At 72.1% G+C, this 13232-nt stretch carries 14 protein-coding genes; 7 read left to right on the top strand and 7 right to left on the bottom strand.

Annotated features, from left to right (window positions below):
- Positions 1-71: 71 nt before the first annotated feature.
- Complete coding sequence (locus OG624_RS13720) at positions 72-338, bottom strand: DUF397 domain-containing protein (protein WP_078909769.1); 267 nt, start codon at positions 336-338, stop codon at positions 72-74.
- The gene (locus OG624_RS13725) at positions 298-1146 is read right to left on the bottom strand and encodes a helix-turn-helix domain-containing protein (RefSeq protein ID WP_033227026.1); all 849 of its coding nucleotides are present in this window, start codon (positions 1144-1146) and stop codon (positions 298-300) included. Before OG624_RS13725 ends, OG624_RS13720 begins: the two co-directional genes overlap by 41 nt.
- Before the next feature lie 195 nt (positions 1147-1341).
- Here OG624_RS13725 and OG624_RS13730 point away from each other — a divergent pair, with 195 nt between their 5' ends.
- The 6 genes from OG624_RS13730 to OG624_RS13755 all read left to right on the top strand — a co-directional run bounded on the left by OG624_RS13730 (position 1342) and on the right by OG624_RS13755 (position 7954).
- Positions 1342-3183, top strand: coding sequence for a serine/threonine-protein kinase (locus tag OG624_RS13730; RefSeq protein WP_158712007.1), 1842 nt, complete (start codon positions 1342-1344; stop codon positions 3181-3183).
- A gap of 95 nt (positions 3184-3278) precedes the next feature.
- Positions 3279-3923: a class I SAM-dependent methyltransferase gene (locus tag OG624_RS13735; RefSeq protein ID WP_033226994.1), complete on the top strand. Its 645-nt coding sequence runs from the start codon at positions 3279-3281 to the stop codon at positions 3921-3923.
- Between the two features lie 212 nt (positions 3924-4135).
- Positions 4136-4753 carry a hypothetical protein gene (locus OG624_RS13740; RefSeq protein WP_033226992.1) on the top strand — a complete coding sequence of 206 codons (618 nt, stop codon included), beginning with the start codon at positions 4136-4138 and terminating at the stop codon, positions 4751-4753.
- A 107-nt stretch (positions 4754-4860) separates the two neighbouring features.
- Entirely contained in the window at positions 4861-5865 is a 1005-nt protein-coding gene (locus OG624_RS13745) for an N-acetylmuramoyl-L-alanine amidase (RefSeq protein ID WP_033226990.1), read from the top strand.
- A gap of 153 nt (positions 5866-6018) precedes the next feature.
- A complete protein-coding gene (locus OG624_RS13750; RefSeq protein ID WP_033226988.1) occupies positions 6019-6843 on the top strand; it encodes a DUF5336 domain-containing protein in 825 nt (274 codons plus the stop codon).
- 100 nt (positions 6844-6943) lie between these two features.
- Positions 6944-7954, top strand: coding sequence for an LLM class F420-dependent oxidoreductase (locus OG624_RS13755; protein WP_033226985.1), 1011 nt, complete (start codon positions 6944-6946; stop codon positions 7952-7954).
- A gap of 16 nt (positions 7955-7970) precedes the next feature.
- On the opposite strand, the gene OG624_RS13760 is transcribed toward OG624_RS13755, so the two are convergent.
- Together OG624_RS13760 and OG624_RS13765 are read right to left on the bottom strand one after the other, a co-directional pair.
- Entirely contained in the window at positions 7971-8357 is a 387-nt protein-coding gene (locus OG624_RS13760; RefSeq protein ID WP_033226983.1) for a hypothetical protein, read from the bottom strand.
- 608 nt (positions 8358-8965) lie between these two features.
- Positions 8966-9535, bottom strand: coding sequence for a hypothetical protein (locus tag OG624_RS13765; RefSeq protein ID WP_051764063.1), 570 nt, complete (start codon positions 9533-9535; stop codon positions 8966-8968).
- A gap of 178 nt (positions 9536-9713) precedes the next feature.
- Between OG624_RS13765 and OG624_RS13770 the strand changes: the two genes are divergently transcribed.
- The gene (locus OG624_RS13770; protein WP_033227191.1) at positions 9714-10016 is read left to right on the top strand and encodes a hypothetical protein; all 303 of its coding nucleotides are present in this window, start codon (positions 9714-9716) and stop codon (positions 10014-10016) included.
- 13 nt (positions 10017-10029) lie between these two features.
- Here the strand turns inward: OG624_RS13770 and OG624_RS13775 are convergent, their stop codons facing one another.
- The 3 genes from OG624_RS13775 to OG624_RS13785 form a co-directional block, all read right to left on the bottom strand.
- Positions 10030-11112 (bottom strand): prenyltransferase, encoded by a 1083-nt coding sequence (locus OG624_RS13775; protein ID WP_033227192.1) that lies wholly within the window; start codon positions 11110-11112, stop codon positions 10030-10032.
- Positions 11109-11843 (bottom strand): class I SAM-dependent methyltransferase, encoded by a 735-nt coding sequence (locus tag OG624_RS13780; protein ID WP_033227193.1) that lies wholly within the window; start codon positions 11841-11843, stop codon positions 11109-11111. The genes OG624_RS13775 and OG624_RS13780 overlap by 4 nt, the downstream gene beginning before the upstream one ends.
- Before the next feature lie 65 nt (positions 11844-11908).
- A complete protein-coding gene (locus tag OG624_RS13785; RefSeq protein WP_033227194.1) occupies positions 11909-13228 on the bottom strand; it encodes a glycosyltransferase family 4 protein in 1320 nt (439 codons plus the stop codon).
- Between the last annotated feature and the right edge of the window lie 4 nt (positions 13229-13232).

Raw genomic sequence — 13232 nt, forward strand, 5'->3', positions numbered from 1 at the left:
CCACGTGCGTCGGACCGACCGGTCCTACACACTCCATCCCCCCGACTCCCTCCCCGTCGTCAGGGAGCGGATCATACCGAGACGGACCTCACGAAGACCTCGAACGCCGCGGGCCGGACGGTGAATACAGGCCCCTCGGGGTCCTTGGAGTCCCGGACGGCAACACGGCACGGCTGCGCGACGATCTCGACACAATCACCGCCGGTGTCCCCGCTGTACGAGGCCTTGAGCCAGCCGGTGTCACCGAGGGGCGCGCACTCGACGCAGTCTCCGCCGGTGTCGGAGCTGTACGAAGACTTACGCCACTGCGCGCCCGTCAGGTTCTGGTTGGTGTCCATAACGCTCCTCCATCACGCGGGCGATCCGTTCCACCGAGTCCTCCAGGGACAGGGCGGCTGCCTGCAAATGATCGTATCGGAGCGAACCCTCCCTGAGAGCTTGCGGATTGGCCGTCATATGACCCTGCACGAAGTCCTCGGTGTAGACAATGTCGGGGTCGTCCTCGAACCGCAGAAGGTTGAATGTGCCGGGCAACCCCGCATGGGCGCCCGCCTCGAACGGCAGGATCTGCACCTTCACCCACTCCCTCCTCTGCAGGGTCAACAGATGGGCGAGTTGGTCCCGCATGACCTCGCGGCCACCGATCTCCTGGTGCAGCACGGCCTCGCTCATCACCACCCACATCAGTGGCGGGTCTTCGCGGTCGAGGATCCGCTGCCGGTCCATCCGGGCGGCCACCTTCGTGTCGAGTTCCCCCTCGGTCCGCACGCCGAGCACGGCCCGCGCGTAGGCGGGCGTCTGCAGCAGGCCGTAGACCAACTGCGCCTGGAAGGTGGAGATGTACGAGGCCCGGGCCTCCATCTCCGCGTACGGCTGGAACCAGGTCGGCAGCACGCTCCGTAGCACCAGTCCCACCAGTCGCGAGAACACCCCGCCGGTGCCCAGCGCCGCGTCCACGCGCTCCGAGAAGTCCCGGGTCGGGACCCGCTTCGTCGTCTCGATCTGGCCGATCAGAGAGCCCGTGCAGAAGATGATCTCGCCCAACTGCGCCTGTTTCAGGCCCGCCTGCTCCCTCAACCGCCGCAGTTCGTACCCGTAGTAGTCCAGCGGCGAGGCACTGGGATCGAGCTCGCGAATCTTGACCATGAGGCGGTCACCCCCAAGTTCACGCTGTTCGGCGTTCGTTTCGCCCTGTAGCCGAGCGTAGTCAGCCGGGTGCGTTCCGGTGGGGTGAATCATGTACTCGGTCACGGTCGGTCAGAAGCGATCGGCTGCCGGTCCACTCCACGGGCGGGGATAATGCTCTGCCGGATTGATCTTGTGGTGACGGGGGCCTGGCACGTGCGGGAAGTGATCGAAGACCGGTACGCGCTGGCCGAGTTGCTCGGCCGAGGAGGCTTCGGCGAGGTGTGGCGGGCCGAGGACAGCCGGGTGGGCCGACAGGTCGCGGTCAAGATCGGATATCCGCAGACGCCGGAGGACACCCGCCGCTTCGAGCGGGAGGCCAGCCTCGCCGGGAACCTCGCGCACCCCAACATCGCCACCATCCACGACTTCGGCCGCACCGAGCGCGAGGGACGCGACGCCGTCTACCTCGTCATGGAGCTGCTCCGGGGCCGCAGCCTGGCCGATGTGCTGGATGCCGGCGTACCGCCGCTCGCGGACGCCCTGGAGTGGGCCGGGCGCATCGCGGACGCGCTGGGGGCCGCCCACGCCGCCGGGATCGTCCACCGGGACGTGAAGCCCGCCAACGTGATGGTCACCGACGGCGGGCTGACGAAGGTGCTCGACTTCGGCATCGCCAAGGCCGGGGGCGGCAGCGGCGGCGCCACCGCCACGACGGGGCTGACGGCCACCGGCATGGTCATCGGCTCCTTCCCGTACATGGCCCCCGAACGGTGGACCGGCGGGGCGAACGGCGTGCCCGTCGACGGGCGGGCCGACCTGTACGCCCTGGGCTGCGTCCTGATGGAACTGCTGACCGGCACCCGCCCGTTCGCCGCGCGCGAGATGCACGAGCTGCTCGCCCAGCACCTCACGACCGCGCCGCCCGCGCCGACTTCGCTGCGCGCGGAGCTGCCGGCCGCGCTGGACTCCCTCGTGCTGGAGCTGCTCGCCAAGGACCCGGCGGACCGGCCGGCGGACGCGGCCGAGGTGTCCCGGCGGCTGGCGGAGATCGCCCGGAGCCGGACCCCCGAGCCCGTGGCCGCGCCCGAACCCGAGCCCGCTCCGCCGGCGGGCTCCTTCCCGCCCCCGCCGCCGTACGCCCCCACCGTGCACACCGCGGCCGCCGATCCGGTCCGCGCGATGCTGGAGCGCAGGCTGACGCAGCTGGTGGAGGACGAGCCGGCCGATGTCGTGGAGCGGCTGCGCATGCTGACCGACGACCTGACCGAGGAACTCGGCGCGCAGGACCCGCTGACGGTGCGGGCCGCCTACCACCGTGTGATGCGGGTCGCCGGGCCGTCCAGGACGATCGATCTGGAGCGCCTGCTGCCGCGCATGGTGCGGGTCCTGGGCCTGGAGCACCCGGACACGATCACCGGGCGTGCCGCCTGGGTCGGCGAGGCGGCGGCCTTCGGGTCCGGGGACGGCCGCCGGCACGAGCAGGAGTTGCGGGTGCTCGTCGAGCAGGCGACGCGGGTGTTCGGCACGCACGCCCTGGTCACGCTGACCGCCCGCTACCACCTCGCGTCGGCCATGCATCGGGGCGCCCACGCCCGTGACGGCCAGTGGGACGCGCGCGGCCGGGAGCGCGCGCTGAGCGAGCGGGCCTGGCTGGGGCCGCTGCTGCCCGACCTGGAATGGGCCCTGACCGCCGACAGTCCCGTCCTGCTGGACGTGCGGCGCAGGCTGGCCCATGACGCCTGGCTCGTCGGTGACATCGCCGGCGCCGCGCTCCTGTACTGGCGGCTCTTCCCGAACCTCGCCGAACTCGCCGAGCGCGGCGATCCGAAAGTGGCCCACCGCGTGCTCCGCACCATCGGCGAGGCGGGCGATCCGGCGGCCGCGCTGGCGCACATGAACGCGTTGCTGCACCGGCTTCCCTTCCTCCCCGGCATGCAGGACCTGGCCCAGGAGGTCTCCGACACCCGGGCGGACTTCCGGCGTGCCGTACGGGAGCAGCGGCGCGCGGAGGGGACCGGCGGGACGGGTGGCCTGTCCCGGCTGTTCGGCCGCTGACCGGGGGGCGGCGTAGGAGCGTGCCCCGGCCGTAGCGCCCTACCGGCGGGTAAGGCAGCATGGGCCGCCACACGTCGCTCAGCAGGAGGAACACCATGGCCGCCCAGCCCAAGCCGGAGACCCTCGCCGCCTTCGAGGCCGCCAAGGGGTTCATGCCCGTGCGGGAAGGTCTCGCCCTGTACGAGGCGGCCACCGCGGCCGGGGCGCTCGGGCTGCCGCTGCTGGAGGTCGGCACGTACTGCGGCCGCTCCACCATCCTGCTCGCCGACGCCGCCCGCGAGGCCGGCGTGGCGGCGATCACCGTCGACCACCACCGGGGCAGCGAGGAGCAGCAGCCGGGCTGGGAGTACCACGACCCGACGGTCGTGGACCCGGAGGTCGGGCTGATGGACACCCTGCCGACCTTCCGCCGGACGCTGCGCAAGGCCGGGCTGGAGGACCACGTGATCGCGATCGTCGGCCGGTCCCCGCAGGTCGCGGCCACCTGGGGCGGCAAGCTCGGCTTCGTCTTCATCGACGGCGGTCACACCGACGAGCACGCGACCGGCGACTACGAGGGGTGGGCCCCGCACGTCGCGGAGGGCGGCACGCTCGTCATCCATGACGTCTTCCCGGATCCGGCCGACGGCGGCCAGGCCCCGTACCGCATCTATCTGCGGGCCCTGGCCTCCGGCGCCTTCGAGGAGATCTCCGTCACCGACTCGCTGCGCGTGCTGCGGCGTACGGGCGCGGGCGTCTGACGTCCGTCCGGTTCGGTGACCGGGACGGTCCGCCGGGAAGCTCGTCGCGCTCGATCCGGGCTGCCCGATTTCCGCTTCCGGCGACCGTACGCGCGACCGTAGGCTGCCACCGCAGATATTTCGGCGCCCTGGTTCCCGCGCAATCGCCGGTACGGGAACCCGGGGAGATCACCGACCCGTCCACCGGCGACCCGTAGGCAGGGAAGACCGTCGTGAGTTTATCGCGCACACGCGCCATTTCCATATTCTCAGCTCTCGTCGCCGGTGCGCTGATCGGCGTGCTCGGCGCGATCTCGGGCAAGTTCGACACCCCGATCTTCCACATCACGGGCCTCGTCTTCGCCGGGGGATGGTCGTGGGCGTGCCTGGCCTTCCTCGTCGGGTACACCCGGCGGTCGAAGATCGAGTCCGCCGTGGTGGCCTCTTCGGCACTGGCCGTCGGCGTGGTCGTCTACTACACGCTCAAGTGGCTGAGTCCCGTCGCGCCGATCGGAATGTCGGCCGACGGGTTGGAAGCGGAAGGCGTCTCGTCGGGAATGCTCGCCTGGGGTTTGGCCGCTTTCTTTTTCGGCGTCCCTCTGGGTCTCTTCGGGAATCTGGCGCGGATCCCCGGGATCGGCGGACTTCCCTTCCGTCTCCTTGTTCCGCTGATCGCCTTTGTCGAGACATCCGAACGTCTGAAAGTGGAAGCGGGCAACGCGGCCTTCGGTGAGGTGACCTGGGGCACGATTCGCGTGCTCGCCGTTCTCATCGCCCTGGCTCTCGTGGGGCACACGGCGTGGCAGTGGGCGCGCTCGGCACGGAAGCGCGAAAGCCGGACCTCGAACTGAGGGCGTCCGGTCATCCGACCTGATGAACGCCAGGCAGACAATCGCACCACGCCTTCGGATGGCCTACGGTCCGGACGGGGGCCGGCAAGCGGGTCTAGCATCGCGGCGTGCGCAACGACAACAGCCCCCCGCCCCCCGAGTCCGGCTCGACCATCGACCCGCACCGGCCCTGGTTCACCCGACGCTCCACGCTCGTCGTCGGGGTTGCCGCGCTCGCCCCGGCCGCTCTGGCGGGCTGGGTCCTGACCCAGGCGTTCGCCGCCGGGTCCGGGTCCGACGGGCAGTCCCACCCGGCGCCGCTGCCCGCCTCGCACTCGACCCTCTCGCCGGGCCAGCGGGACGCGAAGCCGGGCTCCACCGCCGGCGAGAGCGCGACCACGAGCCCCGGCGCGAGTACGAGCAGCCCCGCGGCCGCCCCGGCACCCGCACCCGCCAAGGGCGCGCTCGCCGGCAGGACCGTGGTCGTCGACCCCGGCCACAACGCCGGGAACTTCGAGCACACCGAGGAGATCGACCAGCAGGTCGACATCGGTACGAACCGCAAGGAATGCGACACCACCGGCACCACCACCAACGCCGGCTACAAGGAGGCGGACTTCACCCTCGACGTCTCCCTGCGCCTGCGGACCGCCCTGGAGGCCCAGGGCGCCAAGGTGGTCCTCACCCACCAGGCCGACCGCCCGTGGGGTCCCTGCATCACCGAGCGTGCCCGCATCGGCAACGAGGCGAAGGCCGACGCCGTCGTGTCCGTCCACGCCGACGGGGTCTCGGCGGGCAACCGCGGCTTCCACATCATCCTCCCGGCCAAGGTCAAGAGCGGCGCCGCCGACACCGCGAAGATCGTCGAACCGTCCCGGCAACTCGGGGAGAGGATCGCCGGGAACTTCGCCCGCACCACCGGCTCGGCGCCCGCCAACTACCTCGGCAGCGGCACCGGATTGGTGGTGCGCGACGATCTGGGCGGACTGAACCTGTCAACCCAGCCCAAGGTGTTCATCGAATGCGGCAACATGCGTGACGCCAAGGACGCGGCGCAGCTGACGAGTCCGGAGTGGCGGCAGAAGGCGGCCCAGGGCATCGCGGACGGCATCGTCGGCTTCCTCGGCGGGTAGGTCCTCCCGGGAGTCCGGCGGGACCACCCGCCGACCCGATCATCTCGGCCGTCGGAAACCTCCGTACCATGGTGCCGCCCGCCCTGCTGCAGACACGCTCTGCGACCGTGGCACCACGAGACGACGACCGAGACCGAGAAGGACACCTGAGACGTGAACATCCGCTCCCTCACTCGAGGCGACGGCGTGGTGATCGGAGCAGCGGCGCTGCTGTTCATCGCCTCGTTCCTCGACTACTACTCCGCCACCGGTGTCGACCGGCCGAGTGCCTGGGACCTCGATTCCAACCACCTGACGCTCCCGACCGTCTTCCTGATCGGCTTCATCGCCGCCGGTCTGCTCATCGGGTCCCGCTTCCAGCCGGAGCGCAAGGTGCTCGGCCTGCCGCTCACGGCGTGGGGCACGGTCCTCGCCGTCTCCGCCGCCTGGTCGGCACTGTGGGGCCTCATCGCATGCCCTGACGTGCTCGACCTGGGCGCCGGCGCCATCCTCGCCTTCATCGCCACGCTCGCCCTGGCCGGTGTCGCCCTGGCCGGCGCGAAGGTCCCGGCGCTGGCCGGCCAGCTCGTCCCGGAACCGCGCCCCGCCGCGGTCCCGCCGTACGGTGGCCAGCCGGGCCAGCCCCAGCCGGGTGCCGGCTACGGCTACCCGGGCGGGCAGCAGACCCCGTACGGCGCCACCCCGCAGCCGGTCCCGCCTTACGGCGGCACGCCGAACCCGGGTCCCGGTCCGCAGGACGCGCAGCACACCCCGGCCCCGGCGCCGACCCCGGCGGCGGACTTCACCCCGTTCTGGTTCGCGGTGCCGGTCGCCCGCCCCCTGTACGCGGAGGACGGCTCGCCCACCCCGATCGCCGAACTCGCCCCGGGCACCTGGTACCTGGCCGTCGAGCAGCGTGGCGCCGCCACCCTGATCGCCCAGACCCAGGACGGCCGCCGCGGCGTCCTGAACGACACCTCGGGCATCCAGCGCGGCTGACCGCCGCCCGGACCCAGGCCGACGGCCCCCCGCCCTTCCGGGCGGGGGGCCGTTGCCCTACAGTCACCTGACGCCTCGTCAGATTCTGGAGGGACCGTACATGCGCCTCGGACTCGCACTCGGCTACTGGGGCCGCGGCCCCAACCCCGACCACCTCGACCTCGCCACCGAGGCCGAGAACCTCGGCTACCACTCCGTCTGGACCGCCGAAGCCTGGGGCTCGGACGCCTTCACCCCCCTGACCTGGATCGCCGCACACACCTCCCGGATCCGCCTCGGCACCGCCATCGCGCAGATGGCCGCCCGCACCCCGACCGCCACCGCCATGCACGCCCTCACCCTGGACCACCTCTCCGGCGGCCGCATGACGCTCGGCCTCGGCCTCTCCGGGCCACAGGTCGTCGAAGGCTGGTACGGACGCCCCTTCCCCGCCTCACCCCTCACCGCCACCCGCGAGTACGTGGACATCGTCCGGCAGGTGCTGCGCCGCGAAGGCCCGGTCGCCCTCGACGGCCGCTTCCACACCCACCCGTACCGCGGCGAGGACGGCACCGGCATCGGCAAACCGCTCAAGCCGATCACCCACCCGCTCCGGGCGGACCTGCCGATCCTCCTCGGCGCGGAAGGCCCGAAGAACATCGCCCAGACCACCCGCATCGCGGACGGCTGGCTCCCCCTGTACTGGTCCCCCACCCGCACCGACGTCTACCAGGCCTCCCTCACCGACCTCCCCGAAGGCTTCATGATCGCGCCGATGGCCCGCGCCAAGGTCTGCGACGACGTCGCCGAGGGACTGCTCCCGGTCAAGGCGATGCTCGGCTTCTACATCGGCGGCATGGGCCACGCGGCCCGCAACTTCCACGCCGACCTGATGGCCCGCATGGGCTACGAGGAAGAGGCCCGCCGCATCCAGGAACTGTTCCTCGCGGGCCGCAAGGAAGAAGCGGTCCTGGCCGTACCGGACGCCTTCGCCGACGAGATCTCCCTCATCGGCCCCAGGGAACGCATCGCCGAACGCCTCGACCTCTGGCGCAAGGGCCCCGTGACCGACCTCCTCCTGACGGCCCCGGACCCCCACACCCTGCGCGTCCTCGCCGAACTCAACAGCTGAGACGGAAAGCCGGACCTCAGGACTCGGCCTGCGGCACGAACTCCAGCAGTTCCCGCACGTCCAGCGGCATGACGGCGATCTCCACGCTCCCGCCGCCGTCGTAGGCGCAGGTGACGATCCGCGAGCCGGGATTGATGGAGATCCCCTCCTTCACCGAGGGCACCCGGATCCCGGTGGCCCGCCCACCGGGCAACGCCACCGGCTCCCCCCGCTGCGGAACCCACCGGGCCACGCCCTGCTCCCCGTACACCCGGCCCGGCCGCCAACGGCCCTCGCCGGCCGGGATCCGGACCATGCACGGAATCCCGGGCACCGGCCCGGCGGCGGTCCGCGCACGATGCTTGCGCCGCAGCAGCCACCCGGCTCCCACGGCGCCCAGAACGACCACCACGATCTCGATCACGACCCCATTGAAACAGCCCTTGCCCTGGCCGGGCGGTGCGGGATCGTCCGGGTGCGGGTGCGTTCCCGGGTGCGGCCCGGTGGCCGCGCCTCTGCCCTGGCCGGGCGTTACGGAATCGTCTTCCGGGTGCGGCCCGGTGGTCGCGCCCTTGCCCTGGCCGGGCGGTGCGGGATCGTCCGGGTGCGGGTGCGTTCCCGGGTGCGGCCCGGTGGCCGCGCCTCAAACGCCGGCGGGGCTTGGGTGGGGCTTCGGGTGGGGCGGTGCCCCTGCGGGGGCTCTCCTCGGCTCGCGCGACGCGGCCATGGTCATGATGCGAAACCCAGGTTGCGCGCTCGTCCTGCGGGGAGCCCCCGCAGTGTCACCGCCCCACGGCCCTGGGAGAAGGCGGCCAGCGGTGGGGGTGTGGGGACGGTGGGGGGTGTCCCCGCAGGACGAGCGCGCAACCTGGGCCGTACGGCCGGGACGTGGCCGCGCCGCGCGAGCCGAGGAGACACCCCCCGCCGGCCCCACACCCCCACCCCCACACTCCGCCCCCGCCCGAGCGGCCCAACCCAGCCCCGCCGGCGTTTGAGGCGCGACCACCGCACCGCACCGCACCCGGAGACGGGTCAGCCGCCGAGCTGCGACGCGCTCGGGACCTTGTCCGTCACCGTCGCCCCCGCACTCTGACCGGCTTCCTTCACACTGTTGATGACACTGTCGAACGCATCGATGTCACCGTCACCCGCCTGCCCCTTGCGCAGCTTGCTGCCGAGCCCCTTCAGGGACTCGATGCCCGCCGCCAGCGGGGCCACCGCCTTCGCCAGCAGCGGGTCACCCTTGGCGTTCTGGGTCGCCGCCTTCAGCCGGTTGTACGCGAACGCACCCGCGAGGCCCGCCTTGATCAGCGCGAACGTACGCCCCTTGGCGCCCTTCTTGAACTTGCCCGCCCGGTACGGCTTGACGATCCACTGGTACGTCGCCCCGGCCGCGAGGCTCGCGTTGGCGACGAACCGCGTCTTGGCGAACTTCTGCTTCTCCGCGGACGTACTGGGCGACGGCGTCGCGGCGGCCAGTTCGTCGGCCTCGGCGGCGACGGGCTCCGCCGCCGCGAGGGCGGCCAGCTCCCCCATCGACGCGGCGGACAGCTCCTCGCGCGGGCCGTTGCCACCACTGCCGCATGCGGTGGCTCCGACCATCAGCGCGGTGGACAGCACCACGGCGGTGACGGCGCGACGGAATCGGACGGTCGTGGGTACGGACACGGTTTCCTCCGGGGACTGAGGCGTCCTCCGCAGCCTCACCCCGGTCCCGGCGCCCCGCCACCGGGGGAACCCGTTCGGGTTTACGACACGCCAAGGCGGCAACACGGGCCGTATGAGCACTCACACACGAGTACGCACCCGGGGAAGCAGTCAGGCAGGCCGCGCCGTCGCACTGGTGGCGGACGTGCTCGCCTTCGTCATCGGGCTCTGGATCCTGCTGTACCTGTTGGAAGCCAACCAGGGCAACGCCCTGGTCGACTTCGTCCACGACATCGCGTCCTGGCTCGCGGCCTGGTCCTACGACCTGTTCACCTTCAGCCGCGAATGGGTCCAGGTCGTCATCGGCTACGGCATCGCCGCCGTCGCCTACCTGCTCGTCGGCCACGCCGTCGCCGGCTGGCTCTACCGCCGCTGAACCTGAGCCCGACTCACCCGCAGCAGTCGGGCTCCAGCCCGGCCGGGAGCGAGGCCCCGCCGAACACCTCGGTCGTGGCCTCGTCCCCGCCGAGCGCCGCGACGGCGAGCAGCAGCGACCCGGCCGTCCAGGTGGTCTGCTCCACCGGCCAGACGGCCTCGTCCTGGAACACGTACCCCGTCCAGTACATGCCGTTGTCCGCGCGCAGGTGCGTGATCGAGCGCAGGATCTCCAGCGCCCGGTCCGACTCCCCTGTCGCCCACAGCGCGAGCGCCAGCTCGCAGGACTCGCCGCCCGTCACCCACGGGTTGGGCAGTACGCAGCGCACGCCCAGGTCCGGGACCACGAACTCGTCCCAGCGCTCCTCGATGCGCGCCCTGGCCTCCGAACCGGTCAAGGCCCCGCCGAGGACCGGGTAGTACCAGTCCATCGAGTAGTGGTTCTTGTCGAGGAACCGCTCCGGGTGACGCCGGATGGCGTGCCGCAGCGCGCCCGCCGCGAGCTCCCAGTCGGGCTGCGGCTCCTCACGGTGCTCGGCGATGGCCAGCGCGCAGCGCAGCGCCTGGTGGATGGAGGAGGAGCCGGTGAGGAGCGCGTCGGTGACGGCCGTGCCGTCCGCCTCCCGCTTCCAGCCGATCTCGCCGCCGGGCTGCTGGAGCGTCAGGACGCACTCCACGGCCGCGTACACGGCCGGCCACATGCGGTCCAGGAAGGCGTCGTCGCCGGTGGACAGGTAGTGGTGCCACACGCCGACGGCTATGTACGCGGTGAAGTTGCTCTCGCGGCTCGCGTCCTGCGGCTCCTCGGTGTCCACACCGTCGGGCCGGTCGGCGTAGGCCGCGTACCAGGAACCGTCCTGGTTCTGGTGCCGGGCCAGCCACGTGTACGCCCGCTCCGCGGCCTCGTGCTCACCGGCCGCGTCGAGCGCCATCGCGGCCTCGGTGTGGTCCCACGGGTCGAGGTGGTGCCCGCGGAACCACGGTATGGCGCCGTCGGCGCGCTGCGCGGCGAGGATCCCCGCCACGGTACGGGCGGCCTCCTCGGCCGTCAGTACGCCGTCCAGGACCAGGTGTTCGGTGCGCCCCGGCGAGCTCACTGGGCCGCGCTGACGGGGAGATGGGGCTTGGTCGCGTAGGCCACGAAGCTCTTGCCGATGAGCGGGTTCAGGGCCTGCTCGGCGAGCCGCGTCGCCATCGGCTTCTTCATGATGTCCCACACCAGGAGCTTGTGGTACGCCTTCACGGGCAGCGCCTTGTCGTTGTCGACGCCGAAGGCGCACTTGAGCCACCAGTACGGGGAGTGCAGCCCGTGCGCGTGGTGCGTGCCGTACGGCTTGAGGCCCGCGGCCTTCATCTTGCCGAGCAGCTCGTCCGCCTTGTAGATGCGGATGTGGCCGCCCTCGACCTCGTGGTAGGCGTCGGAGAGCGCCCAGCAGATCTTCTCGGGGCCGTAGCGCGGCACGGTGATGGCGATGCGCCCGCCGGGCTTGAGCACGCGCACCATCTCGGCGAGCACGCCCTTGTCGTCGTGGATGTGCTCCATCACCTCGGAGATGATGACGACGTCGAAGGAGTCGTCGGGGAAGGGCAGCGCCAGCGCGTCGCCCTCCATGGCCGTGGCGGTGGCCCCGGCGGGGGCCTCACCGGCCTCCTTCATCGCGGCGAACCACTTGGCGACCTCGCGGATCTCCTCGCCGTTGCGGTCGACGGCGACCACCTGGGCGCCTCTCCGGTAGCACTCGAAGGCGTGCCGGCCTGCGCCGCAGCCCAGGTCGAGTACGCGGTCGCCTGCGGCGAGCGGGAACCGGGAGAAATCGACGGTCAGCACGGGGTCCTGCCTTCGCGGTCGCGGGGGTGTTCGGGGGATGGGGACGAAGCGGGGGTGGCGGAAGGTCAGCGCGCCCGGCGGGTACGGCCGGCGGCGGCCTGCTCGATCGCGGCGCGGTAGTGCGCGACGGTGCCCTTGGCGGCCGCGGCCCACGTGAACCGGGTCAGGACCCGTTCGCGCCCGGCGGCGCCGAGGCGGGCCCGCAGCTGGGGGTCGCCCAGCACCCGGCCCAGCGCGGCGGCCAGCGCGCCCGCGTCGCCCGGGGGCACCGCGAGGCAGGTCTCGCCGTCGGGTCCGGCGACCTCGGGGATCGCGCCGCCGGTGGTGGCGACGAGCGGGGTGCCGGTGGCCATGGCCTCGGCCGCCGGGAGCGAGAAGCCTTCGTAGAGGGAGGGCACGCAGGCGATCTGGGCACTGCGGTAGAGGTCGACGAGCTCGGCGTCGGTGATGCCCTTGACGAAGCGGACGGCGTCCTGGAGGCCGTACGTCTCGAGGGCGCGGGCGACCGGGCCCTGTTCGGCGCGCTTGCCGACGACCACGAGGTGCGCCTCGGGCCGCTCGGTACGCAGCTTCGCGAGCGCCTCGACGAGGTACACGAGCCCCTTGAGCGGCACGTCCGCGCTGGAGGTGGTGACGATGCGGCCCGGCACCTCGGCCACGGACGGGTCCGGCGACCACAGGTCGGTGTCGGCGCCGATGTGCACGACGTGGATGCGCTCGTCCTGGACGCCCAGGTGCTGGGCGATCTCCTGCTTGGAGGACCCGGAGACGGTGAGCACGGACGGCAGCCGGCGGGCCACCCGGCCCTGCATGCGGGTGAAGCCGTACCAGCGGCGCACGGAGGCCCGCTTCATGCGGCCCCGCGCGGCGTCGAGGTCGAGCTTGCGGTCGACGGTGATGGGGTGGTGGATCGTGGTGACCAGCGGGGCGCCGAGGTCGGCGAGGAGGCCGTAGCCGAGGGTCTGGTTGTCGTGGATGACATCGAAGTCACCGGCGCGCGCGGCCAGATGGCGGCGGGCGCGCAGCGAGAACGTCAGCGGCTCGGGGAAGCCCCCGGTCCACATGGTGGCGACCTCGACGGCGTCGATCCAGTCCCGGTACTCGTCACGCTTCGGCGTGCGGAAGGGGTCCGGGCTGCGGTACAGGTCCAGGCTCGGGAGTTCGGTGAGCGAGGCGCCCGTGTCGAGGACCGGGTAGGGCTGCGCGCCGACGACTTCGACGGAGTGCCCCAGTTGGACGAGTTCACGCGAGAGGTGGCGGACGTAGACGCCCTGGCCGCCGCAGAACGGGTTCCCCTTATAGGTGAGGAGTGCGATGCGCAGCGGGCGGTCGCCGTCGGCGGCGGAGCCCACGAAAGGGCTCGTCACCATGGCCTCTGCGGTCACTCTC

This window comes from Streptomyces virginiae (genome assembly GCF_041432505.1).
Lineage (GTDB): Bacteria > Actinomycetota > Actinomycetes > Streptomycetales > Streptomycetaceae > Streptomyces > Streptomyces virginiae_A.